At 71.5% G+C, this 26996-nt stretch carries 22 protein-coding genes and 1 pseudogene; 15 read left to right on the top strand and 8 right to left on the bottom strand.

Translation table 11 applies throughout. The features are described 5' to 3' along the window. Positions 1 to 13: 13 nt before the first annotated feature. The 10 genes from ACF9IK_RS13915 to ACF9IK_RS13870 all read left to right on the top strand — a co-directional run bounded on the left by ACF9IK_RS13915 (position 14) and on the right by ACF9IK_RS13870 (position 12121). Positions 14 to 1633: a peptide ABC transporter substrate-binding protein gene (locus tag ACF9IK_RS13915; protein ID WP_395294523.1), complete on the top strand. Its 1620-nt coding sequence runs from the start codon at positions 14 to 16 to the stop codon at positions 1631 to 1633. Positions 1634 to 1796: 163 nt separating this feature from the next. Then, entirely contained in the window at positions 1797 to 2723 is a 927-nt protein-coding gene (locus ACF9IK_RS13910; RefSeq protein WP_395294522.1) for an ABC transporter permease, read from the top strand. 76 nt (positions 2724 to 2799) lie between these two features. After that, entirely contained in the window at positions 2800 to 3714 is a 915-nt protein-coding gene (locus ACF9IK_RS13905) for an ABC transporter permease (protein WP_395298570.1), read from the top strand. A gap of 16 nt (positions 3715 to 3730) precedes the next feature. After that, entirely contained in the window at positions 3731 to 4783 is a 1053-nt protein-coding gene (locus ACF9IK_RS13900) for an ABC transporter ATP-binding protein (RefSeq protein ID WP_395294521.1), read from the top strand. Between the two features lie 13 nt (positions 4784 to 4796). Beyond that, on the top strand, positions 4797 to 5888 hold the full coding sequence (locus ACF9IK_RS13895) for an ABC transporter ATP-binding protein (protein ID WP_395298569.1): 1092 nt from the start codon (positions 4797 to 4799) through the stop codon (positions 5886 to 5888). A 412-nt stretch (positions 5889 to 6300) separates the two neighbouring features. Next, entirely contained in the window at positions 6301 to 7947 is a 1647-nt protein-coding gene (locus ACF9IK_RS13890; protein ID WP_395294520.1) for a peptide ABC transporter substrate-binding protein, read from the top strand. Positions 7948 to 8040: 93 nt separating this feature from the next. Beyond that, entirely contained in the window at positions 8041 to 8985 is a 945-nt protein-coding gene (locus ACF9IK_RS13885; RefSeq protein WP_313765382.1) for an ABC transporter permease, read from the top strand. After that, on the top strand, positions 8978 to 9994 hold the full coding sequence (locus ACF9IK_RS13880) for an ABC transporter permease (protein ID WP_395294519.1): 1017 nt from the start codon (positions 8978 to 8980) through the stop codon (positions 9992 to 9994). The genes ACF9IK_RS13885 and ACF9IK_RS13880 overlap by 8 nt, the downstream gene beginning before the upstream one ends. 14 nt (positions 9995 to 10008) lie before the next feature. Continuing rightward, the gene (locus ACF9IK_RS13875) at positions 10009 to 11109 is read left to right on the top strand and encodes an ABC transporter ATP-binding protein (RefSeq protein WP_395294518.1); all 1101 of its coding nucleotides are present in this window, start codon (positions 10009 to 10011) and stop codon (positions 11107 to 11109) included. Then, positions 11102 to 12121 carry an ABC transporter ATP-binding protein gene (locus tag ACF9IK_RS13870; protein WP_395294517.1) on the top strand — a complete coding sequence of 340 codons (1020 nt, stop codon included), beginning with the start codon at positions 11102 to 11104 and terminating at the stop codon, positions 12119 to 12121. Before ACF9IK_RS13875 ends, ACF9IK_RS13870 begins: the two co-directional genes overlap by 8 nt. Positions 12122 to 12285: 164 nt before the next feature. Here ACF9IK_RS13870 and ACF9IK_RS13865 read toward each other — a convergent pair. The 6 genes and pseudogenes from ACF9IK_RS13865 to ACF9IK_RS13840 form a co-directional block, all read right to left on the bottom strand. Beyond that, positions 12286 to 12459, bottom strand: a pseudogene (locus ACF9IK_RS13865) (IS200/IS605 family transposase); the annotation flags it as partial. 80 nt (positions 12460 to 12539) lie between these two features. Further along, positions 12540 to 14255 (bottom strand): ABC transporter family substrate-binding protein, encoded by a 1716-nt coding sequence (locus ACF9IK_RS13860; protein WP_395294516.1) that lies wholly within the window; start codon positions 14253 to 14255, stop codon positions 12540 to 12542. A gap of 162 nt (positions 14256 to 14417) precedes the next feature. After that, complete coding sequence (locus ACF9IK_RS13855; RefSeq protein WP_395294515.1) at positions 14418 to 16706, bottom strand: hypothetical protein; 2289 nt, start codon at positions 16704 to 16706, stop codon at positions 14418 to 14420. 237 nt (positions 16707 to 16943) lie between these two features. Continuing rightward, positions 16944 to 17405, bottom strand: coding sequence for a DUF6113 family protein (locus ACF9IK_RS13850; RefSeq protein WP_395294514.1), 462 nt, complete (start codon positions 17403 to 17405; stop codon positions 16944 to 16946). Continuing rightward, on the bottom strand, positions 17402 to 18355 hold the full coding sequence (gene mshB / locus ACF9IK_RS13845; RefSeq protein WP_395294513.1) for an N-acetyl-1-D-myo-inositol-2-amino-2-deoxy-alpha-D-glucopyranoside deacetylase: 954 nt from the start codon (positions 18353 to 18355) through the stop codon (positions 17402 to 17404). The genes ACF9IK_RS13850 and mshB overlap by 4 nt, the downstream gene beginning before the upstream one ends. A gap of 30 nt (positions 18356 to 18385) precedes the next feature. Continuing rightward, positions 18386 to 18580 (bottom strand): DUF2304 family protein, encoded by a 195-nt coding sequence (locus ACF9IK_RS13840; RefSeq protein WP_238949974.1) that lies wholly within the window; start codon positions 18578 to 18580, stop codon positions 18386 to 18388. A 313-nt stretch (positions 18581 to 18893) separates the two neighbouring features. Between ACF9IK_RS13840 and ACF9IK_RS13835 the strand changes: the two genes are divergently transcribed. The 5 genes from ACF9IK_RS13835 to ACF9IK_RS13815 all read left to right on the top strand — a co-directional run bounded on the left by ACF9IK_RS13835 (position 18894) and on the right by ACF9IK_RS13815 (position 24877). Beyond that, positions 18894 to 21056 carry a S9 family peptidase gene (locus ACF9IK_RS13835; protein WP_395294512.1) on the top strand — a complete coding sequence of 721 codons (2163 nt, stop codon included), beginning with the start codon at positions 18894 to 18896 and terminating at the stop codon, positions 21054 to 21056. Between the two features lie 176 nt (positions 21057 to 21232). Next, positions 21233 to 22189 carry an ABC transporter ATP-binding protein gene (locus ACF9IK_RS13830; RefSeq protein WP_395294511.1) on the top strand — a complete coding sequence of 319 codons (957 nt, stop codon included), beginning with the start codon at positions 21233 to 21235 and terminating at the stop codon, positions 22187 to 22189. Continuing rightward, complete coding sequence (locus ACF9IK_RS13825) at positions 22186 to 22908, top strand: ABC transporter permease (protein WP_395294510.1); 723 nt, start codon at positions 22186 to 22188, stop codon at positions 22906 to 22908. Before ACF9IK_RS13830 ends, ACF9IK_RS13825 begins: the two co-directional genes overlap by 4 nt. Before the next feature lie 8 nt (positions 22909 to 22916). Next, positions 22917 to 24167 (top strand): sensor histidine kinase, encoded by a 1251-nt coding sequence (locus ACF9IK_RS13820; protein ID WP_395294509.1) that lies wholly within the window; start codon positions 22917 to 22919, stop codon positions 24165 to 24167. A 71-nt stretch (positions 24168 to 24238) separates the two neighbouring features. After that, a complete protein-coding gene (locus ACF9IK_RS13815) occupies positions 24239 to 24877 on the top strand; it encodes a response regulator (protein WP_395294508.1) in 639 nt (212 codons plus the stop codon). Between the two features lie 19 nt (positions 24878 to 24896). Here the strand turns inward: ACF9IK_RS13815 and ACF9IK_RS13810 are convergent, their stop codons facing one another. Both ACF9IK_RS13810 and ACF9IK_RS13805 read right to left on the bottom strand, forming a co-directional pair. Then, positions 24897 to 25769: a transglutaminase family protein gene (locus ACF9IK_RS13810; protein ID WP_395294507.1), complete on the bottom strand. Its 873-nt coding sequence runs from the start codon at positions 25767 to 25769 to the stop codon at positions 24897 to 24899. A gap of 54 nt (positions 25770 to 25823) precedes the next feature. Further along, positions 25824 to 26867 carry a GNAT family N-acetyltransferase gene (locus ACF9IK_RS13805; RefSeq protein WP_428846369.1) on the bottom strand — a complete coding sequence of 348 codons (1044 nt, stop codon included), beginning with the start codon at positions 26865 to 26867 and terminating at the stop codon, positions 25824 to 25826. Positions 26868 to 26996: the final 129 nt, after the last annotated feature.

Below are 26996 nucleotides of genomic sequence, written 5' to 3'. Positions count from 1 at the left end.
AGGAGGGACATCCATGCCCGTAGCCACCCGCGCTCGATGGGTCCTCGCCGGTGCGACATCCGTGGCCCTGGTGGCCAGCGGGTGCAGCAGCAGCGGAGGCGGCAGCAGCTCGTCGGACAGCAACAAGACCTTCAGCTACCAGAGCAGCGAGCCGCAGAACCCGCTGCAGCCGGCCAACGCGAACGAGACCGGCGGCGGTCGCATCATCCAGAACCTCTTCAAGGGCCTGGTCGACTACGACCCGAGCGACGCCAAGCTGCGCATGCAGGTCGCCGAGAGCATCGACACCAGTGACTCGCAGACCTTCAACGTCACGCTGAAGTCCGGCTGGACCTTCCACGACGGCACCCCGGTCCAGAGCAGCAGCTTCGTGGACGCCTGGAACTGGGGCGCGACGTCCACCAACAACCAGATCAACAGCTCCTGGTTCGCGGACATCGAGGGCTACAAGGACGTCCACCCGGAGAGCGGCCAGCCGACCGCGACCAAGATGTCCGGGCTGACCGTCGTCGACGACACGCACTTCACCATCAAGCTGAGCGGCAAGGTCTCGTACTTCGAGTACAAGCTCGGCTACATCGCCTTCTCCCCGCTGCCCGCCGGCTTCTTCAACGACCCGGCCGGGTACGGGCAGAAGCCGGTGGGCAACGGGCCGTACCAGTTCGTCAGCTGGGACCACAACCAGCAGGTGGTCACCAAGACCTTCCCGAACTACCAGGGCGTGGACAAGCCGAAGAACGGCGGCGTCGTCTTCAAGATGTACAGCACCGCCGAGGCCGCCTACGCGGACCTGCAGTCCAACAACCTGGACGTGATGGACCAGGTGCCGCCCTCCGCACTGGCCACGTACAAGAACGACCTGGGCGACCGCGCGATCGACTCCCCGCAGGGCGCCATCCAGAACCTCGGCTTCACGCTGTACCAGTCGGACTGGGCCCCGCCGGAGAAGGCCCTCGTCCGCCAGGGCATCTCGATGGCCATCGACCGCGACACCATCACCAAGACCGTGCTCCAGGGCTCGCGGGCGCCCGCCAGCGCCTGGGTCGCGGACGGCGTCGAGGGCTACAAGTCGGGCCAGTGCGGGGACTTCTGCACGTTCAACCCGGACAAGGCGAAGCAGCTGATCGCCCAGGGCGGCGGCGTCCCGAACAACAAGCTGACGATCACCTACAACGCCGACGGTGGCCACAAGGAGTGGGTCGACGCGGTCTGCAACTCGATCCGGCAGAGCACCGGCGTCGAGTGCGTCGGCGACCCGAAGCCCGACTTCAAGACCGCCCGCGCGGCGATCACCGGGCACCAGATCGACGGCATGTTCCGCACCGGCTGGGTGCAGGACTACCCGCTGAACGCCAACTTCCTCGCCGACGTCTACCGCACCGGTGCCGCGTCCAACGACTTCGGCTACAGCAACCCGGAGTTCGACCAGCTGTCCACCCAGGCGGACCAGGCGGACAGCATCCAGGGCTCGGTGACCGGCTACCAGCAGGCGGAGGCGGTGCTGGGCAGCGGCATGCCGGCCATCCCGCTCTGGTACTACCGCACCAACTCGGGTTACTCCACCAACGTCCAGAACGTCACCTTCGACTCCTTCGGAAACCCGGCCTGGACCCAGGTCGAGGTCAAGGGCTGATCGCCCTCCTCGCCCGCCATCGGGCAGGAGGGGCCCTACCCCGGTGTCGGCAGGAGGGGCCCCACCCCCGGCAGGCCCCGCCCTCCCCGCACAGGGGGCGGGGCCCGGGCACTCGGCCCCGTCGGCCGTCCGGCCGATCGGTCACCTAGGAAGGAGGGCTCGGATGGGCAGTTACGTGTTGCGGCGGGTGCTGCAGATGATCCCGGTGTTCTTCGGCGCCACGCTGCTGATCTTCCTGTTGGTCTACGCGCTGCCGGGCGATCCGGTCTCGGCGCTGTTCGGGCAGAAGGCCGCCGACCCCGCGGTGGTGGCCAACCTCAAGCACAAGTACTACCTCGACCAGCCGGTCTGGAAGCAGTACCTGCACTACATGGGGAACCTCTTCCAGGGCGACTTCGGCACCAGCTTCACCGGTCGCTCGGTCACCGACATCATGGCGGACGCCTTCCCGGTGACGATCAGGCTCGCGCTGCTCGCCTTCGGGTTCGAGCTGATCTTCGGTCTGGCGCTCGGCCTGATCTCCGGCCTGCGACGCGGCAGCATCGAGGACACCGCGGTCCTCTTCCTCACCCTGGTCGTGATCTCGATCCCGGTCTTCGTGCTCGCGTACATCGCCCAGACGATCTTCGCGACCAACCTGGGCTGGGTGACGCCGACCGTGCAGGACTCGACCGACATCTCCCAGCTGATCCTGCCCGCGATCGTGCTCGGCTCGCTCTCGCTGGCGTTCGTGGCCCGCCTCACCCGCACGTCCATCGGCGAGAACCTGCGGGCCGATTACATGCGCACGGCGGTCGCCAAGGGCCTGCCCCGGCGGACCATCGTGAGCCGGCACCTGCTGCGCAACTCGCTGATCCCGGTGGTCACCTTCCTCGGCACCGACCTCGGCGCGCTGATGGGCGGCGCCATCGTCACCGAGGGGATCTTCAACGTGCAGGGCGTCGGCAACGTCCTGTACCGGGCGATCAACCAGAAGGAGGGCCCCACCGTGGTCGGCATCGTGACCGTCCTGGTGATCGTCTACCTGGTCGCCTCCCTGATCGTCGACCTGCTCTACGCGGTCCTGGACCCGAGGATCCGCTATGCCTGACCTCCACGACGAGAGCGATTTCGAGCCGCACCCGAAGCCGGGCGTCGACCACCTGGACTTCGCCGGGGAGCAGGGCATGGCGGTCGAGCAGGAGACCCTGGTCGAGGAGAACGCCACCAAGCGGGAGGAGGCGCGCAGCCTCTGGGGCGACGCCTGGCGGGATCTCAGGCGGCGGCCGATCTTCCTGATCTCCGCGCTGCTGATCCTGCTGCTGATCATCATGTCGATCTTCCCCTGGGCCTTCACCGACGCCAACCCGCGCAAGGCCGACCTGGTCCACGACTACCTCAAACGGCCGGACTGGACGGACTTCTTCGGCGCCGGCTGGTTCGGCTACGACGCCCAGGGCCGTTCCATCTACGCCCGCGTGGTGTACGGCGCCCGTGCCTCGATCACGGTCGGCATCTTCGTCACCGCCGGGGTCACCCTGCTCGGCGGCCTGACCGGCATGGTGGCCGGCTACTTCGGCGGCGCCGTGGACGCGGTGCTCTCCCGGATCATCGACATCTTCTTCGGCGTCCCGCTGCTGCTCGGCGCCCTGGTGCTGCTGAACGGCTTCTCCAGCCGCACGGTGTGGGCCGTGGTCCTCGCCCTCGTCGTCCTCGGCTGGACCCAGATCGCCCGGGTCATGCGCGGCGCCGTTCTGACGGTCAAACAGGCCGACTACGTGATGGCCGGACGGGCGCTCGGCGCAGGCACCGGGCGGCTGATGGTCCGGCACATCCTGCCGAACGCGGTGGCACCCGTGATCGTGGTGGCGACCATCGCGCTCGGCGGCTACATCGCCACCGAGGCCACGCTGAGCTTCCTCGGCATCGGCCTGCAGGACCCGACCATCTCCTGGGGCATCGACATCGCCTCGGCCCAGAAGGTGATCCGGACGGCGCCGTACGTGATGTTCTTCCCGGCCGCGGCGCTCTCCGTCACCGTGCTGGCCTTCATCATGATGGGCGACGCGGTCCGCGACGCCCTCGACCCGAAGCTGCGCTGAGCGAAGGGGAGCGATCGTGACCACAGAGGTCGACACCGGGAAGCCGAAGCGGGAGGCGCCCTACGAGGGGCCGCTGCTCGACGTCCGGGACCTGCACGTCGAGTTCGTCACCCGGGACGGAGTGGCCCGGGCGGTCAACGGCGTCAACTACAGCGTGCGGGCCGGGGAGACGCTCGCGGTGCTCGGCGAGTCCGGCTCGGGCAAGTCGGTGACCGCGCAGGCGATCATGGGCATCCTCGACATGCCGCCGGCCCGCATCCCCAAGGGCGAGATCCGCTTCCGGGGCCAGGACATGCTGGCGATGGGCAAGGAGGAGCGGCGGAGGATCCGCGGCCAGAAGATCGCGATGATCTTCCAGGACGCGCTCTCCTCGCTCAACCCCGTGCTCACCGTGGGCTTCCAGCTCGGCGAGATGTTCCGCGCTCACCGCGGAACCTCGCGCAAGGAGGCGAAGGAGAAGGCCGTCGAACTGATGGACCGGGTGCGCATCCCCGCTGCCAAGCAGCGCGTGGGTGACTACCCGCACCAGTTCTCCGGCGGTATGCGCCAGCGCATCATGATCGCGATGGCCCTGGCGCTGGAGCCGGACCTGATCATCGCGGACGAGCCCACCACCGCCCTGGACGTGACCGTCCAGGCCCAGGTGATGGACCTGCTGGCGGAGCTCCAGGCCGAGTACCACATGGGCCTGATCCTGATCACCCACGACCTCGGCGTGGTCGCCGACGTCGCGGACAAGATCGCCGTGATGTACGCGGGCCGGATCGTCGAGACCGCCCCGGTGCACGAGCTCTACGCCCGGCCGGCGCACCCGTACACCAAGGGCCTGCTGGACTCCATCCCGCGCCTGGACCAGAAGGGCCAGGAGCTGTACGCGATCAAGGGCCTGCCACCCAACCTGCTGCGGATCCCGGCGGGCTGCGCCTTCAACCCGCGCTGCCCGCGGGCCCAGGCGATCTGCCGGAGCGACGTGCCGGAGCTCTTCCCGGTGACCGAGGACGACGGCACCGAGCTGGCCGGGCGGGGCAGCGCCTGCTTCTTCTGGAAGGAGACGCTCCATGACCGCTGACGGGGCCACCGCGATGGGGGCGTCGGTACCGGAGGAGGCGGCCTTCGCCCACGAGGTGCGGCGCGGCGAGCCGATCCTGGAGGTGCGGGAGCTGGTCAAGCACTTCCCGCTCACCAAGGGCGTCGTCTTCAAGAAGCAGGTCGGCGCGGTCAAGGCGGTCGACGGCGTCTCGTTCGACCTGATGCAGGGGGAGACGCTCGGCATCGTGGGGGAGTCGGGCTGCGGGAAGTCCACGCTGGCCAAGGTGCTGATGAACCTGGAGCCGGCCAGCAGCGGGTCGGTCCGCTACAAGGGCGAGGAGATCTCCCGGCTCTCCGGTGCCGGGTTGAAGGCGGTCCGCCGGAACATCCAGATGGTGTTCCAGGACCCGTACACCTCGCTGAACCCGCGGATGACGGTCGGCGACATCATCGGGGAGCCGTTCGAGATCCACCCCGAGGTGGCGCCCAAGGGGGGACGCCGCAAGGCGGTCGAGGACCTGCTGGACGTGGTCGGTCTGAACCCGGAGTACATCAACCGGTACCCGCACCAGTTCTCCGGCGGCCAGCGCCAGCGCATCGGCATCGCCCGCGGCCTCGCGCTCAAGCCCGAGATCATCATCTGCGACGAGCCGGTCTCCGCGCTCGACGTGTCCGTCCAGGCGCAGGTGATCAACCTGCTGGAGCAACTGCAGAGCGAGTTCAACCTCTCGTACATGTTCATCGCGCACGACCTCTCCATCGTCCGGCACATCTCCGACCGCGTCGGCGTGATGTACCTCGGCAAGATGGTCGAGATCGGCACCGACGCGGAGATCTACGACCACGCGACCCACCCGTACACCCAGGCGCTGCTCTCCGCGGTGCCGGTACCGGACCCGCAGGCGCGCGAGAGCCGCGACCGGATCGTGCTCACCGGGGACGTGCCGTCGCCGGCCAACCCGCCGTCCGGCTGCCGGTTCCGCACCCGTTGCTGGAAGGCGCAGGAGCGGTGTGCCCTGGAGGTCCCGCCGCTGTCCTCGCCCTCCTGGCTGGACGGGCTCGCCGTGCACGACTCGGCCTGCCACTTCGCGGCCGAACGCGAGGCCGAGCCGGGGGGTGCGGCCGGTCCGCCGGAAACCGTTTGACAGCGCCGGTCCACCCGGCGAACCAGGGCGCGCCCTCCCTCCGGAGGGCGCGCCCTGCTGTTGTCCTGCGGGAACTCCGGAATTCCCGCCCGGAATTTATCATTACGCTCCGTAAGGCGTCGGATACCGGGCCTCGCCGTCCGTTATCCGGAATCCGGAGCGAAATCCTCCGGGCGCGATATGCAGGAATTGGCGCGCATTGTCACGACTTGGTCTGAGCATGTAATTGAAAAGAGATGTGACGGCGATTCCGTGGAAGGGGTCGGTTGATCGATAGTTGCTCTGCGCATATCAGCGGTCACCTCGCCAACTGCGTGGATCGGCCCTGCGATGTCGTCCTCCGCCATGTCCGGCACACCGAGTGGCGGGACCTGCCGTTCGTTCGTAAGCCCCTAAATCGAGGAGCAGTTGAATGAGGCTCACCAAGACGATGCGTTGGACCGCGCTGGCGGCGTGCACCGCGCTGGCGATCTCCGCCTGCAGCACCGGTGGGGACGAGAAGTCGTCGGACCAGGGGAGTGGCGGATCGGGCAAGAAGGGCGGCTCGATCAGCATCGAGTCGGGCGAGCCGCAGCACGGCCTGGTGCCGCAGAACACCGCCGAGTCCGAGGGTGCGCAGGTCCTCGCCCAGCTCTTCGCCGGACTGGTCGAGTACGACCGCAAGACCAACGCCCCGACCCTGCGGGTCGCCCAGTCGATCGAGACCACCGACGCCACCACCTGGACGATCAAGCTCAAGGACGGCTACACCTTCCACAACGGCGAGAAGGTCGTCGCGCAGAACTTCGTCGACGCCTGGAACTACGGGGCCGACCAGGACAACGCGCAGGAGGGCCTGCCCTTCTACGACAAGATCCTCGGCGCCGACGAGCTGGCGCCGGGCAAGGACAAGAAGCCGGCCGCCAAGGAGCTCAAGGGCCTCAAGGTCGTCGACGACAGGACCTTCACGGTGACCCTCAAGGCGCCGTTCTCGCAGTTCAAGACCATGCTCGGCTACACCGCGTTCTACCCGCTGCCGAAGGCCTTCTTCGCCGACCCGAAGGCGTTCGAGGAGGCGCCGATCGGCAACGGGCCGTTCCAGATGGACGGCAAGTGGGAGCACAACAAGCAGATCAAGGTGAAGCGGTACGAGAACTTCCCGGCGGCGGACGGAAAGGCGAAGCTGGATTCCGTCACCTTCAAGATTTACGACAAGCTGGACACCGCGTACAACGACCTGCGCGCGGACAACATCCAGATCACCAACAAGCTGCCGATCTCGGCGATGTCGACCGTCGCGCAGGAGTTCGGTGACCGCTACATCTACAAGCCGGAATCCGGGGTCGGCTTCCTCGGATTCCCGATCTCTACGAATCCGGCGTTCGGAAAGCCGGAGATCCGCAAGGCGATCTCGATGGCGATCGACCGGGAATCGATCACCAAGACGATCTTCTCCGGGACCCGCAAGCCGGCCGACGACTTCATCAGCCCGATCATTCCGGGCTACCGCCAGGGCGCGCTCGGCGACGCCGCCAAGTACAACCCGGCGAAGGCGAAGGAGCTCTTCACCCAGGCCGGCGGCCTGCCCGGCAACACCCTGGAGATCGGTTACAACGCGGACGGCGGCCACAAGGAGTGGATCGAGGCCGTCGGCAACCAGCTGAAGAGCAACCTCGGCATCGAGGTCACCTTCAAGCCGTTCGAGAAGTTCGGTGCGATCCTCACCGCGCTCGGCGAGCACAAGTACTCCGGTGCGTTCCGGATGGCCTGGCAGATGGACTACCCGTCGATCGAGAACTACCTGCGGCCGATCTTCTCCAAGATCGCCATCGAGAACGGGTCCAACTACGGCGGCTACGTCAACGAGGACTTCGAGGCCCTGCTCGCCAAGGCCGACTCGGCCACCTCGGACACCGAGGGCATCAAGCTCTACCAGCAGGCCGACGACATCCTGATCAAGGAGCTGCCGTACATCCCGGTGTACACGTACATGACCTCCGGTGCCTACACCAAGGCCGTGAAAAACGTGGTCATCGACGCCCAGAACCGGATCGACCTCGCCAACGTCGAGCTGGCCTGACCTCGAACCCGCTGACCGGCACGCCCTGACGGGCGGCGCGGGCAACCCTCGCGCCGCCCGGCGCCGGCGTGCCCCGAACCACGAGGAGGCCGCATGGGCCGCTATGTGGTCCGCCGGATGATCCAGGCCATACCTGTGATCCTCGGCGCGACGTTCCTGATCTACGCACTGGTCTTCCTGCTGCCTGGCGACCCCATCACGGCACTGGCCGGTGAGAAGCGGCAGGACCCCGCCGTGGTCGCGGTCCTGAGGGACCGCTACCACCTGGACGACCCGTTCTTCGTCCAGTACTGGGACTACCTGGTCGGACTGTTCAAGGGCGACTTCGGCGAGGACTACCGCGGCAACGAGGTCGTCGACGTGATGACCCGCGCGTTCCCGTACACCATCAATCTCGCGCTGGCCGCGGTGGCGCTGGAGATGGCGGTGGGCGTCGCCGCCGGTGTGCTGGCCGCCCTCCGGCGCGGGCGGTTCCTCGACAACCTGGTGCTGATCTCCACTCTGATGGTCATCTCCATCCCGACCTTCGTGATCGGCTTCGTGCTCCAGCTGCTTCTCGGGGTGAAGCTGAAGAACGACTGGGGCATCGACTTCTTCACGGTGTCCTTCAACGAGGAGGCGGGTTTCCGCTCCTACCTGCTGCCGGCGTACGTGCTGGCCGCGACCTCACTGGCGTACGTCGCCCGGCTGACCCGGACCAGCCTGATCGAGGTGATGCGGGCGGACTACGTCCGGACGGCGGTCGCCAAGGGCCTCAGCCCGTTCCGGGTGGTGATCCGGCACGGCCTGCGCAACGCGCTGATCCCGATCGTCACCTTCATCGGCATGGATCTCGGCGGGCTGATGGGCGGCGCGGTGATCACCGAGGGCATCTTCAACATCCCCGGGGTCGGACACCAGCTCTTCCAGTCCGTCTACCTGCGGGAACGCACCATCGTGGTGGGCATCGTCAGCGCCCTGGTGCTGGTCTACCTGTTCGCCAACCTGGTGGTCGACCTGCTGTACGCCGTCCTTGACCCGAGGATCCGCTATGAGTGAGCCGACGAAGAGCGAGAACACGAAGGCGGCGATCCCGGGCCAGACCGGCACCGGATCGGCCGGCACCGGGACGGCCGGCCCGGTGCCGGCCGCCGGGGCCGCGGGCGCGGTCGCGGACGCCGCCACCGCCAAGGGCGGCGGTGCGGGCACCGAGCGGGTGGCCAGCCTCTGGACCGACGCCTGGTACGACCTCCGCCGTAACCCGCTGTTCCTGATCGGCGCGTTCCTGGTGGTGCTGATGGTGGCGCTGTCCGTCGCCCCGCAGCTGTTCACCGACCAGGACCCGACCGAGGGCGGCTTCTGCAACCTCGCCGACTCGCTGAAGCGTCCCAGCGCGGACCACTGGTTCGGCTTCGACGTCCAGGGCTGCGACATCTACACCCGCACGGTGTGGGGCGCCCGAAACTCGATCATCGTCGGCATCCTGACCACCTCGCTGGTGGTCGCCATCGGAGGCACGCTCGGGCTCTGGGCCGGCTGGGTGGGCCGGCTCTGGGACAGCACGCTCTCCCGGGTCACCGAGATCTTCTTCGCCATCCCGCTGCTGCTCGGCGGCATGCTGATCATGTCGACCTGGGGCAAGGGCAACGCCTGGACGGTCTCCGCGGTGATGGCCGTGCTCGGTTGGCCGCAGATCTACCGGCTGATGCGCTCGGCGGTGCTCTCCAACAAGCACAACGACTACGTGGTCGCGGCCCGGGCGCTCGGCGCCGGCACCGGACGGATCGTCACCCGGCACATCCTGCCGAACGCCGTCGCCCCGGTGATCGTGGTGTCGACCATCAACCTGGGCGTCTACATCGGTGCCGAGGCCGCGCTGTCGTACCTCGGGATCGGCATCCAGTCCCCGGCGATCTCCTGGGGGCTGATGATCAGTGACGCGCAGTCCCGCTTCCTGAACGCGCCGCACGTGCTGCTCTTCCCGGCCATCGTGCTGAGCATCACCGTGCTGGCGTTCATCATGCTCGGCGACGCGGTCCGCGACGCCCTCGATCCGAAGCTGCGATAGGAGGGCTGCGGACGATGAGTGACACGACGAAGCCGACGAAGCCGTCCCGGGACGGCGCGCCGCGCTTGGACGCGGTGGAGCTGCTCGGCGGCGGCCGGGAGAGCCTGGAGCCCGGCACCCCGCTGCTGGATGTCGACGACCTGCACATCGAGTTCCACACCCGGGACGGCGTGGCCAAGGCCGTCAACGGCGTGAGCTACTCGGTGTCGGCCGGTGAGACCCTGGCGGTGCTCGGAGAGTCCGGCTCGGGCAAGTCGGTGACCGCGCAGGCGATCATGGGCATCCTCGACATGCCGCCCGGGAAGATCACCGCGGGCGCGATCCGCTTCCGTGGCGAGGACCTGCTCACCATGGCCCCCAAGGCGCGGCGGGCGATCCGCGGGCGGAAGATCGCGATGATCTTCCAGGACGCGCTCTCCTCGCTCAACCCGGTGCTCACCGTGGGCTACCAGCTCGGCGAGATGTTCCGGGTGCACCAGGGCGCCTCGCGCCGGGACGCCCAGGCCAAGGCGATCGAGCTGATGGAGCGGGTGCGCATCCCCGCCGCGCGACAGCGTGTGGGTGACTACCCGCACCAGTTCTCCGGCGGTATGCGCCAGCGCATCATGATCGCGATGGCGCTGTCGATGGAGCCGGACCTGATCATCGCGGACGAGCCCACCACCGCCCTGGACGTGACCGTCCAGGCCCAGGTGATGGACCTGCTGGCGGAGCTCCAGGCCGAGTTCAACATGGGCCTGATCCTGATCACCCACGACCTCGGCGTGGTCGCCGACGTCGCGGACAAGATCGCCGTGATGTACGCGGGCCGGATCGTCGAGACCGCCCCGGTGCACGAGCTCTACGCGCGGCCGGCCCACCCGTACACCAAGGGCCTGCTCAACTCGATCCCCCGGTTGGACCAGAAGGGGCAGAGCCTCTACGCCATCCAGGGTCTGCCGCCGAGCCTGCTGCGGATCCCCGAGGGCTGCGCCTTCAACCCGCGCTGCGACCGGGCGGCGGACCGCTGCCGCACCGAACTCCCGCGGCTGACACCGGTGCTGGACGCCGAGGGCGCCGACCTGCCGGGCCGTCGCAGCGCCTGCCACTTCTGGAAGGAGACCCTCCATGGCTGAGCCCATCCTGGAGGTCGAGGACCTGGTCAAGCACTACCCGCTGACCCAGGGCATCGTCTTCAAGCGGCAGGTCGGCGCGGTCAAGGCGGTCGACGGCGTCTCCTTCGAACTGCGGAAGGGGGAGACGCTCGGCATCGTCGGCGAGTCCGGCTGTGGCAAGTCCACGCTGGCCAAGGTGCTGATGAACCTGGAGCGGGCCACCTCGGGCCGGGTGCTGTTCAAGGGCGAGGAGATCACCCGGCTCTCCGGTGCCGGGTTGAAGGCGGTCCGCCGGAACATCCAGATGGTGTTCCAGGACCCGTACACCTCGCTGAACCCGCGGATGACGGTCGGCGACATCATCGGGGAGCCGTTCGAGATCCACCCCGAGGTGGCGCCGAAGGGCGACCGCCGCAAGGCGGTCCAGGACCTGCTGGACGTCGTCGGTCTGAACCCGGAGTACATCAACCGGTACCCGCACCAGTTCTCCGGCGGCCAGCGCCAGCGCATCGGCATCGCCCGCGGCCTCGCGCTCAAGCCGGAGGTGATCATCTGCGACGAGCCGGTCTCCGCGCTCGACGTGTCCGTCCAGGCGCAGGTGATCAACCTGCTGGAGCAGCTGCAGAGCGAGTTCGAGCTCTCCTACATGTTCATCGCGCACGACCTCTCCATCGTCCGGCACATCTCCGACCGCGTCGGTGTGATGTACCTCGGCAAGATGGTCGAGATCGGGACGGAGGACGAGAACTACTCCCATCCGACCCACCCGTACACCCAGGCGCTGCTCTCCGCGGTGCCGGTGCCGGACCCGACCGGACGGGAGCAGCGCGAGCGCATCCTCCTGAGCGGTGACCTGCCGTCCCCGGCCAGCCCGCCGTCCGGCTGCCGCTTCCGCACCCGCTGCTGGAAGGCGCAGGAGCGGTGCAGCACCGAGGTCCCGCTGCTCGCGGTGCCGTCCGGGCTGAGCGGTCCGGCGGCGCACGAGTCGGCGTGCCACTTCGCCGAGGTCCGGGACGTGATCGGCACGGTCTGAGCGTGCGCCGGTCCGGCTCCGGCTGCTACCGGGTCTGTTCGCAGTGCCCCGGGCTTCAGCCCGGTGGTGAGGCGAATCCGAGAATTGCTCTGACCTCGGCTGTGTGCACGGATCCGCGCTGTTCACCTCAGCCCGGGGCGGAGTGGCCGGTTCTGCTGCTCGACCTACTGCTTCACGATGCCGAGCGGGGCACCGCCGACCGACCCGGCGGAGTACGAGCCGGACCGCAGGCGCTGTGCCCGCCGGTGGCGGACGAGGCCGGGGAACTCCTGGCGGAGTCTGCGCGAGGACACGCCCTTGAGGGAGTTCACCAGCCTGGACACGGCGACCCCCGGCGGGGAAGCAGGAACCCACCCGACACCGCAGCCTTCAGCAGCACGGCAGGCGGCGACCGCCGTCCTTCAGGACGGTGAGGATGTCAATCGGTGAAGCCGACGTTCTCCCAGACGATGTCGGAGAGGCCGTGTGCCCCGAGGTTGGCGAGGTTGGCGCGGGCACCGAAGAGCTGCGGGCGCTGGTAGAGCGGCAGCACACCGGCCACCTTCCACAACTCGCCGTCCGCCTGGTTGATGGCTTCGAAGACGGTGGCCGCGTCGGTCGCGGCGGTGGCCCGGTCGAGGGCGGCGTCGGCGGACGGGCTGCCGGCCTGGGAGGTGTTGGTGCCGCCGTTCTGGACGAAGTTGGCCCGGCTGCCGCTGGCCGGGAACGGCGTACCGATCAGCGAGTAGGCGGTGATGTCGAAGTCGTGCCGGTTGACGTACTTGTCGAAGAACTCGTTGGCGGCGACGGTGACGGTGGTGACCTTGATCCCGACGTCCTTGAGCATCCTGGTGGTCGCGGCGGCCTCGTTCTGGCCCTGGGTGACGCCGGCCGGGACGACCATCCGCAGGTTCAGCTCCTTGCCGTCCTTGCGGCGGACGTCGCCGTCGAGCTTCCAGCCGGCCGAGTCCAGCTTCCGCGTCGCCTCGGCCGGGTCGTAGCGGCTGAGACCGAGCGAGTTGTCCCGGTAGGCGTTCTGATTGGACACCAGCAGGTGGTTGTTGAGGGTGACGGTGGGCCAGTCGAGGCCGCTGAGGTCGGTGCGGGTGATGGCGTCCCGGTTGATCGCCTGGAACACGGCCTGGCGGACGGTCGGGTCGGTCAGCAGCGGGCTCCTGCCGTTCAGCGTGAACTGGCGGAAGTCCGGCCCGCCGGCGCGGCGGACGGCGGCGCCCTTGATGTTCTTGACCAGTTGGTAGCCGGCCACGTCCGGGCCGTTGTCGAAGAAGTCGACGTCGCCCTTGGCGAAGGCCGCGGCCATCCCGTTCGGCAGCACGGCGCGGAAGACGATCCGGTCGAGCATCGGCTTCTCGCCCCACCAGGCCGGGTCGGCGACCAGGGTGACGGTCTGGGCCGCCCGGTCCAGTTTCTCGACCTTGAACGGGCCGGCGGTGACCGGGATCGCGTCCAGGTAGGAGGTGTTGAACAGTTCCGGGGTGGCGATCCGGCTCGCGGGCAGCAGCGGGGCGTTCGCGGCGCCGTTGAACATCGACTGCCACTCGGAGAACGGCCGCGCGAAGGTCATCACGGCCTGGAAGTCGTCCTTGCCCCGATCGACCGCCGTGACCAGCTCGAACCCGGTGCTGCTTCCCGCCTTCCAGGCCGGGTCGTCGCCCTTGAGCGCACGCCAGTTGGCCTCGATGTCGCGCCAGGTGATCGGCGTGCCGTCGGACCACTTCGCCTTCGGGTTGAGCGTCCAGGTGACGACCTGGTGGCCGTTCGCGACCTCGGCGTGGACGTCCTGCAGGTAGGCCGGGTTGGGGGTCTGGGTGCCGGCCGCGTCCGAGCGGAAGAAGGTCGGCAGCAGCGGCTTGGTGACGGTCATCGTGGAGGACTCGTTGCCGTCGACGTGGATCGGCGACCACTGGTTGGAGAACTGGGCGATCGCGACGTTCAGGGTGCCGCCCTGGCGCAGGTCGGCGCGGTCGTGCGCGTTGATGTCGACGGCGGTGAGCTTGGGCGTCTCCAGACCGCTCGGCACGGCCTGGGCGCCGTCCCCGTCGCCGGAGCCGCAGGAGCAGAGCACCAGCGAGAGCGAGGCCGCGGTGAGGCAGGCGAGCAGGGCCGTGCGGCGGGGCAGGGGGCGGCGGCCCATGGCGGTACTCCTGGTGCGGGTGCGTTCGACGGTACGGGTGATGGTACGGCGTCACATCTTGCTGACCAGGGAGGTGAGTTGTCGAGGGGTGGGCCCGAATCCGGGCCCACCCCTCGACGGGGCCGCCCCGCCGGCGGCTCGGCCGACGGGGCGGGCGGTGACTCAGGCGACGGTGAACTTGAAGGTGCGGTCCTTGTCGCCGGTCTTCTCCAGCAGCGGGGTGATGGCGTCGGCGACGTCCTGCGGTGTGATCAGGGCGGTCTGACCGCCCTTCTTCACCTTGACCTTGTCGAAGACGCTGCCCAGCTGGCCGCTGAGCGCGTCCAGGTCCCACTTGGGCACGAGCCTCCCGGAGGCGTCGGGCACCAGGGTGAGCGCCTTGGCGGCGGTCTTCGGGCCGAAGTCCCACTTCTTGGTGCCGGCCCAGATGTGGACGGGGCCGTTGACCGCGGACTTGCCCAGGCCGTCCGCGGCGGCCTGCAGGGCCTGCGGGGAGATCTGGGGCTGGGCGGCGGTCATGGTGACCGCGACGGGCTGCTCCGGCTTGCCGGCGGCACGGTCGCGGTAGGCCTGCTCGACCAGGTCGACGGCGGCGGCGGAGTCCACCGTCTGGCCGGCCTTGCCGGGCACCACGACCGGCTCGCCGGTCTCGGCGAACTTCACGTAGCCCTCGGTGAGGTTCTGGCCGGAGCCGGTGCCGAGCGCGTCCAGGGCGGCCTTGAGCTTGGCCCGGTCCACCTTGACCTCCGGCGGCACGGCCTTCTCGTCGCCCTTGAGCGAGGTGATCACGTCGACCGGGTTGTACGAGTGCTGGGTCAGCTTGTCCACGGTGGCCGTGGTGTCGAAGCCGAGCCCGGCGACGGCCGGGTCGAGGTCCACCGTCTGGTCGCCGATCTTCAGCTTGACCGGGAGCAGGCCGGCCTTGCCGACGCTCTCGTCGAGCTGGTGGATCGCCTGGTCGCGGTTGCTGCCGCCGATGTCCGTGCCGAGCACCACGGTGCCCTCGGGGATGTCGGACTGGTTGAGCATCAGGCCGGTGCCGTACGCGGCCGCGCCCAGGAAGAGGACGCCGCCGACGGCGTAGGTGCCGAGCTTCACGAGCTTCTTGCCGGTGCCGCCGCGCTTGGGCTTGGCCGGTTCGGGCCTGGCGGGCGCCGGCGCCGGTGCCGGGGCGGCCTCGCCGTCGGGGCCGGGCTGCGGGCGGCCGGGACCAGTGCCGAAGGGGTCGGCCGGTGCGCCGGGCTCGCCGGGGCGGCCGGGGGCGCCGGGGAAGAGCCCGCCCGGGGCACCGGCGCCGTACGGCTCGGCGCCGGCCGGCGGGCGCTGGGCGGCGAACGGGTCGGCGCCGGCCGGGGCCGAGGCGAACAGGCCGGGCTGCGGGTGGCCGTTCTGGGCGGCGCCGTTCTGCGGCAGGCCGGATATGGCGGCCGGCGGCCGGGAGTCCTCGCGGATCGGCGCGAAGCCGTCCACCGAGGTGTCCTCCGGGTTCGCCCGGTCGGGCGCACCACCGGCGGGACGGACCGGGCCCTGCGGTTGCGGCCGGCCGGCGCCCTGCGGGGCGCGGTGCGGTGCGGGGGCACCGGTGCCGAACGGGTCGGTGGGGGCACTGGTGCCGAACGGGTCGGCGGGGGCACTGGTGCCGAACGGGTCGGCGGGGGCGTCCTCGTACACGCCGGCCTCGTCGGCCGGGGTGCCCGGGACGGGGGCGAACGGCGAGGCGGGGGCGCCGCCGGGGCGCGGCGCGGGGGCGGCGGCCTGGGGCGGGACCGGGCGGCCGTTCGGGCGGGCCGCGCCGGGGCCCTGCTGCGGGCGGCCGGCCCCGTTGGGCTGAGCGCCGTTCGGGCGGGCGCCGTTCGGCTGAGGGCTCTTCTGCTGGGCGCCGTTCGGACGCGTCTCGGCGGCCGACGGAGCCGCGCCGGCGGCCGGAGCCGCGCCCGGGCCGCCGGCCGGGACCGCCGCGGGGGCGGGCTCGGCGGCGGGACCCTTCTTCTGGCGCGGCCGGAACCAGGCTCCGGTGGACTCGGACTCGGAGGTGGCCGGCGGGATCTCCCACTCGGGCGGCAGGTTCGGCGGGGTGGCCGTCCGGGGGCCGCCCTCCATCACCCCGAGCACGGGGGAGGCGGCGGCGGCGGAACGGTGCCGGGGACCGGAGTCGGTCGTGTCCGGCGCGTCCTCCTCGGCGGTGGCCTCGTCGTTCTTGACGCTGGTACGGACCACCACCGGCGGGATCGGGCGCGAGCCGGGGATGTTGATCCGGACCCGCGTGGTCAGCGTGGTCTCGGTCTTCGGGCCCTCGTCCTCGCCCGGCCCCGAGCCCTGGGCGGCACCGGCACCCGCACGGTCGCCGCCGGGGAACCCCGGTGTGCCGTAGGGCGGGGTGCCCGACGGGTAGGCGTCCGGCCCCGTGCGCCGAGGCGTGGGGTGGGCGTTCTCAGATTCGCGGCTGCTCAATGCTGCTCTGCTCCGGGTTCGCGGGCCGGGCCGTGCGGCGCGACCGCGGTTCGTGGGCGCCGGGCCTGGCGGGCGGCGTCGGGTACGGCGTTCTGCGGCACCACCATACTGGGAAGAACTGAGCGGTGAACTGGTTCGGATAGAACCTGATACGTCCGGTTCCTCCGGTATGAGAGTAAGGCCGCGCGGCGCTGACTGCGCGTCGTGCGGGCCGCGGTGCGGGGCCTCGCGGAGCGGTCAGCGCGGTGGGCCGGGGACTCCCGGGAACCAGCTGGTGCGGGTCGGCAGGGTGGCGCAGATCACGCCCAGGATCGATCCGACGAACAGCCAGGAGAGCGACGTGGCATTGGTCCAGAGGACATTGTCACCCTCCGGCCGAGGGACCATCAGCAACAGCAGGGCCGCGAACCAGCCGGCCGCCGGGATCGCCGCGCCGAGCCTGGTCCCGGTGATCCGCAGGCCGGCGTAGAACGTGGCGCCGGTCGCCGCGAGCGCCAGCAGGACTCCCGCGGGCGGCCACAAGGCCTGCACAAATGCTCCGCAGACGGAGACCGCGAAGCCCAGCGGGAAGAACAGGGCATAAGCCGCGATCCGCCAGGCCGGCGAGGGCTGGGGCTCCTTCAGGCGCTCGTCCCGGGTGCCCAGGACGGCCGCCGGGATCGAGCGGCGCGGCGGCCGGGCGTCGGCGGGCTCGGTCATCGGGCGCTCTCCTCGGCGGTGCGGTCGGCGGCGGGGGCCGCGGCGGTGCGGTCGGCGGCGTCGTCGGGGCCGGCGGCGCCCAGGCCTGCGAAGAGGTCGTCCTCCGGCAGCCGGGGTCCGGCCTGGCCGCGCACCAGCTGGTAGTACTCGGTGGCGATCAGCGGCTGACCGAGGTCGTTGGAGAGCGCGAAGAAGGCGCCGGCCACCTTGATCTGGGTGGTGTGCGCGGCCATCGCGGCCGCCTTCCGGTCGGCGTGCGCAGCCCCGTCCAGGACGGTCGTGACCGCGGCGTCGTCCACCACGCCCGGGACGTCCGCCGGCCCGGCGGTGCCGGGGAACGGCGCCGCGGCGGCGGTCTCGGCCAGGCCCCGCTCGATCACCGAGCGGGGCATCCGGTTCCAGTACACCTTGGCGATCCTCCAGGCCGGCCCCAGCTCGGGGCGGTAGGCCGGATCGGCGGCCAGCTCGTGCGCGCGCATCGCCACCCGGTGGGCCTGGATGTGGTCGGGGTGCCCGTAGCCGCCGTTCTCGTCGTAGGTGACCAGCACCTGCGGCCGGACCTCGCGGACCACCGCGACCAGGTGGCCGGCCGCCTCGTCCACGTCCGCCTGCCAGAAGCAGCCGGGCGCGTCGTTGTCGGGCACGCCCATCATCCCGGAGTCGCGGTAGCGGCCGGGGCCGCCGAGGAAGCGGACGTCGGTGACGCCCACCTCGCGCATCGCGGCGGTCAGCTCGCCGATCCGATGGGTGCCGAGGGCGTCGTCCCGATCCGCCGTCAGATGGGCCAGCTCGGGCGGGATCACCTCGCCGCCCTCGCCGAGGGTGCACGTCACCAGGGTGACGCGGGCGCCCTCGGCGGCGTACCGGGCCATGGTGGCGCCGTTGCCGATCGACTCGTCGTCGGGGTGGGCGTGCACCAGGAGCAGGCTGCGGCCGCTAGTCGGGGTCATGGGGGAAGCCTAACCAGCGGTCGCGCGGGGTCAGAGCTTCAGGCCGTTGATCATCCCCGCGAGGTTGCTGGTGACCTCGCTGATCGAGGGGGCGATGGAACTGGACGCCAGGTAGAAGCCGAGCAGCGCGCAGATGATCGCGTGCGCGAGCTTCAGTCCGGAGCGGCGGATCAGCACCACCACGATGACCAGCATCAGCATGGCTGCGGAGATGGACAAGGCCATGGCGGCTCACACCCCTTCTCGGGTGCGCCGCCCCCGGGCGGGGGCGACGGTCGGGACCGTGCGGGACTTGCGGTCGGGTGACCGGGGCCCGGGACGGGGCCGACGATCACTCCTGGGACCAGTCATACCCGATGGGTGAGGGTCGCGTTACGTACCGTGAGTCTGCACACGCCGGGGCACTGTGGCACAAATGGGGCGCATGGGCCGGTCGGGAGGGGTGTGGACCCGTTCGGCGGACAGCCGAGGCCGATGCTCCGAACGAGTGATCACGATCCGCCGGGTGGCGGTGCCCTGACGTCATAAGGTCGGTGTCATGACCTCCCACACCCCTGCGGACACCTTCCCGAGGCAGTACGCGCGCACCCTGCGCTACACCGTCGGCGCGCCCCGGTCGTTCGCCGTCGCATCCGACGGCTCCCGGGTCGTCTTCCTGCGCTCCCGGTCCGGCAGCGACCGGGCGAACCTGCTCTGGACCCTCGACACCGCCACCGGCGAGGAGCGGGTCGCCGCCGACCCGGTGGCCCTGCTCGGCGGCGGCGAGGAGGACCTCTCGCCGGCCGAGAAGGCCCGCCGCGAGCGCAGCCGCGAGGGTTCGGCCGGCATCGTCGGCTACGCCCTCGACGGCACCGGCAAGGTCGCCGCCTTCGCCCTCTCCGGCCGGCTCTTCCTCGCCGACCTGGCGGCCGGCAGCAGCACGGAGCTGCCCGCCGAGGGTCCGCTGCTGGACCCGCGCCCCTCCCCGGACGGCGCCTTCGTCGCGTACGCCAACACCGCCGGCGAGCTGCGGCTCACCCGCACCGACGGCACCGCCGACTGGGCCTTCGCCCAGCCCGACGGCCCGAACGTGACCTGGGGCCAGGCCGAGTTCATCGCCCAGGAGGAGATGAACCGGGACCGCGGCTTCTGGTGGTCCCCGCAGAGCGACCGGCTGCTGGTCGAGCGGGCCGACGACAGCCCGGTCGGCCGCTGGTGGATCGCCGACCCGGCCAACCCGGGCAGCGAGCCGGCCGAGGTCGCCTACCCCGCCGCCGGCACCGCCAACGCCGAGACCGGCCTCTGGCTCCTCGGCCTGGACGGCAGCCGGACCGAGGTCGTCTGGGACCGCGAGGCCTTCCCGTACCTGGGCCGGGTGCACTGGTCCACCGGCGGCGTGCCGCTGCTCCTGGTCCAGGCCCGCGACCAGCGCAGCCAGCAGATCCTGGGTGTGGACGTGGAGACCGGTGCCACCGAGGTGCTGCACGAGGAGCACGACGAGGTCTGGCTGGAGCTGTTCACCGGCGTCCCGGCCTGGACGCCGGACGGCAAGCTGGTGCGGATCTCGGACACCGCGGGGCCGGACGGGGTGCGGGCGCTGGTGGTCGGCGACCACGCCGTCACCGGGGCCGACCTGCACCTGCGCTCCGTGCTCGCGGTGACCGCGGAGGAGGTCTTCTTCACCGCCTCCGGCGGCGCCACGGAGACCGACCCCGAGCCCGGCTGGACCGCCGTCGGCCGGATCGGCCACGACGGCAAGCAGCTGTCCTGGGAGGCCGCCAACGGCAGGCCGTTCACCTCGGTCAGCACCGCGGTGCACGCGGCCGGGATCACCGTCCGGGCCACCGCCGAGCCCGACCTGCCCGGCACGCTGGTGCAGGTCGCCCGCGACCTGCCGGAGGGCGTGGTGGTGGACGACGTCGCCACCATCGAGTCCTACGCCGAGACCCCGGTGATCACCGCCCGGCCGGTCTTCCGCTTCGCCGGTGAGCGCCGCATCCCCGCCGCGGTCTTCCTGCCCACCGGCTACGACCGCGAGCGGGACGGTCTGCTGCCGGTCCTGATGGACCCGTACGGCGGCCCGCACGGCCAGCGCGTCGTCCAGGCGCACAACCCGCACCTGAACTCGCAGTGGTTCGCCGACCAGGGCTTCGCGGTGGTCGTCGCCGACGGGCGCGGCACCCCCGGGCGCGGGCCCGCGTGGGAGAAGTCGATCGCCTTCGACTTCGCCGGCGCCACCCTGGACGACCAGGTGGACGCGCTGCAGGCGCTCGCCGGGGAGTTCCCGCTCGACCTCGGCCGGGTGGCGATCCGCGGCTGGTCCTACGGCGGCTACCTCGCCGCCCTCGCCGTGCTGCGCCGCCCGGACGTCTTCCACGTGGGCGTGGCCGGAGCCCCGGTGACGGACTGGGAGCTGTACGACACCCACTACACCGAGCGCTACCTGGGCCACCCGGCCGAGCGGCCCGAGGTCTACGCGGCGAACTCGCTCGGCGGGTACGCGGCCGGGCTGGAGCGGCCGCTGATGATCATTCACGGCCTGGCGGACGACAACGTGGTGGCCGCGCACACCCTGCGGCTCTCCTCGGCCCTGCTGGCGGCCGGGCGGCCGCACACCGTGCTGCCGCTCTCCGGTGTCACCCACATGACCCCGCAGGAGGAGGTCGCCGAGAACCTGCTGCTGCTGCAGGTCGACTTCGTGAAGAAGTCGCTCGGGATCTGAGCCCCCGAGCGCGGCCGGGGCCCCTTCCTGATCCGGCCCGGATCAGGACCGGGCCCCGGCCGCCGGTATGACATCCGTCATGCCGAAGGCACGACGGCGGGCACTGCCGCCGCGGCCCCCGCGCACGGGAATCTGAGGTGGTGCGAAGGACACCACCAGGGGAGAGGACCGGGACGATGGGCACCGAGGCGGCCGCCTTCCGGAACGTCAGCAAGAGCTACGGGCGGGTGCGCGCGGTCGACGGCCTCGACCTCGTCCTGCGGCCGGGCGAGACGGTGGCCCTGCTGGGCCCCAACGGCGCCGGCAAGTCCAGCAGCCTGGACCTGTTGCTCGGGCTGCGCGAGCCCGACCAGGGCACCGTCGAGCTGTTCGGCGGCAGCCCGCGGGCCGCGATCGCGGCCGGCCGGGTCGGCGCGATGCTGCAGAGCGGCGGGCTGATGGCCGACGTCAAGGTCCGCGAACTGGTCCGGCTGGCGTGCGACGTGCACCCGCGCGGCCGGGCGGTCGGGGAGGTGCTCGCCGACGCCGGGATCACCGAGCTGGCCGAGCGCCGGGTCGACCGGCTCTCCGGCGGTCAGGAGCAGCGGGTGCGGTTCGCCCTGGCGATCGCCGGGGCCAACGACCTGATCGTCCTGGACGAACCCACCACCGGCATGGACGTCTCCGTCCGCAGGGCCTTCTGGGCGAGCATGCGGGCCCAGGCCGACGCCGGGCGCACGGTGCTGTTCGCCACCCACTACCTGGAGGAGGCGGACTCGATCGCCGACCGGGTGCTCGTGCTGCACCGGGGCCGGCTGATCGCCGACGGCTCGTCGGCCGAGATCAAGGCGAAGGCCGGGGCGCGCCGGATCACCTTCGAACTGCACGACGCCGACGGCCCGTTCGACGGGTCGGCGCTGCGCTCCCTGCCCGGTGTGCTGGCGCTGGACGTCAGCGCCCGGGTGCCCGGGGTGCGGACGGTCCGGATCCGGACCGCGGACGCCGACGCGGGAGTCGCCGGGCTCTACCGCGCGGGACTGTACCCGCGCGGTCTGGAAGTCACCGGCCTCGGCCTGGAGCAGGCGTTCCTGACCATCACCGGCGAGCAGGACACCGCCGGCAGCAGCGAGTTCGTGACGGAGGCCGCGCGATGACCACCCTGATCCGCCTGGAGGTCCTGCGCACCCTGCGCAACAGGAGGTACCTGCTCTTCACCGTCCTCTACCCGGCGCTGATGTACGTCTTCTTCATCAACGCCTACGGCGCCGGCGAGCTGGCCGGCGGCCTCCCGGTGAAGACCTACTTCATGGTGTCGATGGCCACCTTCGGCGCCGTCGGCTCGGTGCTGACCGGCAGTGCGCAGCGGATCTCGCTGGAGCGCAGCAGTGGGTGGACCCGCCAGCTGCGGCTGACCGCGCTGCCCGGCCGGGCGTACGCCGTGGCGAAGATCGCCGCCAGCGCGGTGACCACGCTGCCCGCGATCCTGGTGGTTTTCGCGGTGGGCGCCTCCCAGGGGGTGGAGCTGGCGGCGGGCCGGTGGGCCGGCCTGGTGGCGGCGCTCTGGCTGGGCAGCTTCGTCTTCGCGGCGCTCGGGGTGGCTCTCGGCTACGCGGCGGCGCCGGACTCGGTGCAGCCCATCGTGATGATCACCTACATGGCGCTGGCGCTGTTCGGCGGGACGTGGTTCCCGGTGAGCGGCACGCTGGAGACCTTCGCCCGGTTCAACCCGGTGTACCTCTACAACGAGCTGGCCACCTTCACCCGGCCCGGCCACGCGCTCGACCTGGGCGCCGCCGCGGGTCTGGCGGGCTTCCTGGTGGTCTTCGTCGCGGCCGCCGCCGTGCTGTACCGCCGGGACACCCGGCGGGCATGATGGCCACCATGCCCGAAACGCCCCACGCCCATCCGTCCGACGAGCATCCGGAGGTGGGCGTGGCGCGTAGGTCGTTCATGACCATCCCGGGCTCCCCGGTGGAGACCAGGCGCCAACTGCTGGTCAAGGTCAGCTGGATGCTGCTCTGGATGGTCTACCTGCTCTACCCGGTGGGCGACCTGCTGCACGGCGGCCACGGCGCCGCCGCCACCGTGGTCGGCTGGATCGCGCTGACGGGGTTCGTGGTCGGCTACGTCAGCCTGGTGGTGATCCGCTCCCAGGCCGGGGCGGCGCCGATGGCGGGCCGGGCCGTGGTCGCGGCGCTGGTGCTGACCGCGGTGGTGGCCGCCTTCACCCTGGGCACGGCCTGGCTCACGCTGTTCACCTACGCCTCGGTGGCCGTCGCGATCATCGCGCCGGTGCGCTACGCGCTCGCCGGGGTGGGCGGCATGGCCGCCCTCACCGTCGTGGTCGGGCTGCTCAGCCACGCCGACCGGGGCGACATCCCCACCATCGCGCTCACCGCCTTCCTGTCCGGCGTCGCGATGACCGGGCTGCAGCGGCTGGTCGCCACCATGCGGGAGCTGCGCGAGGCCCGGGCCGCGGTGGCCCACCTCGCCGCCTCCGAGGAGCGGCTGCGGCTCGCCCGGGACCTGCACGACCTGCTCGGGCACTCGCTGTCGCTGATCACGCTGAAGAGCGAGCTGGCCGGGCGCCTCATGGACGCCGGGAAGGACGAGGCGGCACGGGCGCAGGTGGCCGACATCGAGAACGTGGCCCGGCAGTCGCTGATCGACGTGCGGGAGGCCGTGACCGGGTTCCGCCGGCCCACCCTGCCGGTCGAACTGGCCGCCGCCCGGACGGCGCTGGCGGCCGCGCAGGTCGGTCTGGAGGCGGCGCCGGAACTGGTCGACGCCTGGCCCGGGCTGGCCACCGAGGAGGCGGGCGCGCTGGCCTGGGCGCTGCGCGAGGCCGTCACCAACATCGTCCGGCACGGCGGGGGTGCGACCCTCTGCACGGTGCGGGCGGACGAGACCTGGGAGGGCGACGGCGAGCGGTTCGCCGTCCTGGAGATCACCGACAACGGCAAGGGGCCGGGCAAGTCCGCCCCGGGGAACGGGCTCTCCGGCCTGGACGAGCGGCTGGCGCTGGTCGGCGGCCGGCTGGAGACCGGGCCCGGCGAGCGCGGGAAGGGCTTCCGGCTCCGGGCGCTGGTCCCGCTGCGGACCGCCTCGGCCCCGGCGGCCCCGGCCGGCTGACGTCGTCGGGGGCGCCGTGTTCCGGGCCGGTCCGAGTCCCACCGGGCCGACACGCCATAGGGTCTGACCCCATGAGTGAGATTCGGAACGACGGTGCCCCGGCCTCCGTGCGCGTGCTGCTCGCGGAGGACCAGGGGATGGTCCGGGAGGCGCTGGCCGCGCTGCTCGGGCTGGAGGGGGACATCGACGTCGTCGCGCAGGTCGGTCGGGGCGACGAGGTGGTCGCCGCAGCGGTCGCCCACGACGTGCAGGTCGCCGTGCTCGACATCGAGATGCCCGGGATGACCGGTATCGAGGCGGCGGCGCTGCTGCGCAGGGAGCGGCCGCAGACCAAGGTGGTGATCGCGACCACCTTCGGCCGCCCCGGTTACCTGCGGCGGGCGATGGAGTCCGGCGCGGACGCGTTCCTGGTGAAGGACGCCCCGGCGGCCGAGCTGGCCGAGGCGATCCGCCGGGTGCTGCGCGGCGAGCGGGTGATCGACCCGGCGCTGGCCGCAGCGGCGCTCGCCGAGGGCGCCAACCCGCTGACCGCCCGGGAGCGGGACGTGCTGGCGGCCGCCGCGGACGGCGCGGTGAACGCGGACATCGCCCGCCGGCTGCACCTCTCCGAGGGGACGGTGCGCAACTACCTCTCGATGGCGATCCAGAAGACCGAGGCCCGCAACCGCACCGAGGCGGTCCGGATCGCCCGGGAGAAGGGCTGGCTGTGAGCCGGCGGCGGCCGGCGGGTCAGTTGAGCCGGTGCCGGGCCGCCCGGGCGTCCAGCCGGACCTTGGCCGCGGCGTCCGGGTCGAAGGCGTCCAGGATCTCCGCGTAGGCGTCCATCTCGGCCGAGCCGCCCAGGAAGTCCCCGGTGCGCACCAGCAGTTCGGCCCGCTCCAGGCGCAGCTGGGCGGGGTGGCGGGGGAGCAGCAGGGCGAGCTCGGCGGCCCAGAGCTGGGTGCGGGCGTGCTCGGGGCGGTCGGCCGCCCAGGCGCGGATGTTGCCGAGCACCCGCAGCACGACGTCCAGCGGCTGGGCGGGGGTGAGCAGCTCGGGGGAGAACTCCTGCCCGGCCGAGTGGACCAGGCGGGCCGCGTCCTCGGGGTCGAGCAGCCGCCCACCGTGGAACGGGTCGGCCAGGACGTACTCGTCGCCGCCGCCCGGGCCGCCGATCGCGACGATGAAGTGGCCGGGCAGGGCGATGCCGTGCACGGTGAGTCCGGCCCGTCGGCCGACGGCCATCCAGACCAGCGAGAGCATGATCGGCAGCCCGCGCCGCCGCCGCAGTACCTCCGGCAGCAGCGAGGACTCCAGCCGCCGGTAGTCGGACTGGCGCCCGTGGAACCGCTCCCGCCCGCCGAGGACGGCGGCCAGCAGCGCGGCGGTCTCCTCCGGACCGACCGGCGCACGCTCGGCGACCGCCCGCCGGACGGCGGCGGCGTGCCGTTCCAGGGCGGCCTCGCAGGCGGCCAGCAGGGCCTCCAGGGTGGGCGCCTCGCCGAGGTCGTCCGGGTCCGGGAGGGTCGGGTGCTCGGCGGCGGCGAGCAGGCAGAGCAGCACCGGATCGGGGTGCTCGGCCCGGGCCTCGGTCCGGAAGCGTGCTCTGCTCTGCTCGGTCACGGTGGCTGCGACGGCTTTCGTACGGGCGGACGGAGGGCTGCTGGGCGGTGCGCGCTACGCCTCGGGGAGGCGGGCGTAGTGGTAAGTGTGACTGGTCTCGAAGCCCATTCCGGCATAGAGCGCGATCGCACCGCCGTTCTCCGCCTCGACCTGCAGGTAGCCGGCGGTCGCGCCCTCCTCGGCGGCCCGGGCGGCGAGCACCGCCATCACCGCCGTGGCCAGGCCCCGGCGGCGGGCCCGGGGCGCCACCTCGACGGCGCCGAAGCAGGCCCAGGGGCCGTCGATGACGCAGCGTCCGATGGCGAGGACCGGCGGGGTGCCGTCGTCCTCGGTCTCGCAGCCCCAGGTGTCGTGGACGGCCGCGAACCAGACCGAGGGGCCGCCGTGGAGCACCGTGCGGGCGGCCTCCTCGACCACCGGATCGCCGCTGACCCGCCGGTACAGTGACGTCCAGTCGGGCCCGGCGGTCCGCGCCAGCCGCACCTGGTCCCGGGCGGCCTTGGCCCCGGTCCTGCTCAGCTGCGCCAGTTCGGCCACCCGGACCTGGGTCGGTGCGTACGCGGCGCCCAGCCGGTCCAGCTCGGCCCGCAGGTCCTCCGGTGCGCCGGGTGTGACGACCTCGACCCAGGCCGGCAGACCGCGCGCCGCGTACCAGCGCCGTACGGCGGCCAGCGCCTCGGGCACCGGCAGCCCGGGGTCGCCCAGTGCCTGCACCGAGTTGGCCCGCCGGGTGAAGCCGGCCGAGGCCCGCAGCGTCCATTCGCCGAGCGGCTCCTGCTCGACGGCGGGCCAGCCGCGCGCGGCGATCCGCTGCAGTTCCACCGGCGACACGCCCGGCAGCGGGGCACGTCGGGCCGGGAAGAGCGGCACCACCTTGCCCGCGACCAGCAGCCTTTCGTCGAAGGAGACCGGACCGCCGCTGCGCGGCTCGACGGTCAGCCCTTGATCGTCCCACGATGTGAGTACGCCGATCACATCGCGGAACACGGGGCGGCCGTCCGCGAACTCCGCGACACGCCGAACGGACACGCGTCGTCCCACGTCAGAGCGGTCTATCCCGACCTCAGGGCGCTCCTGGAGCGGTCCGTCGACGACCATCTGGCCACCTCCTGTGCATTTGCGGTCTCCGACCCGCGATACTAGGGGCGGGCATCGACGACGCCGCGCTCACCCGCGCACGCGAGCAAAACAGAATGGGCCGCCGAGCCCTTCCGAGGAGGAACGACA

Source organism: Kitasatospora hibisci, from assembly GCF_043950205.1.
Lineage (GTDB): Bacteria > Actinomycetota > Actinomycetes > Streptomycetales > Streptomycetaceae > Kitasatospora > Kitasatospora hibisci.
The sequence above is the reverse complement of the archived record's forward strand: the minus strand, read 5'-3'. Positions and strand labels throughout refer to the sequence as shown.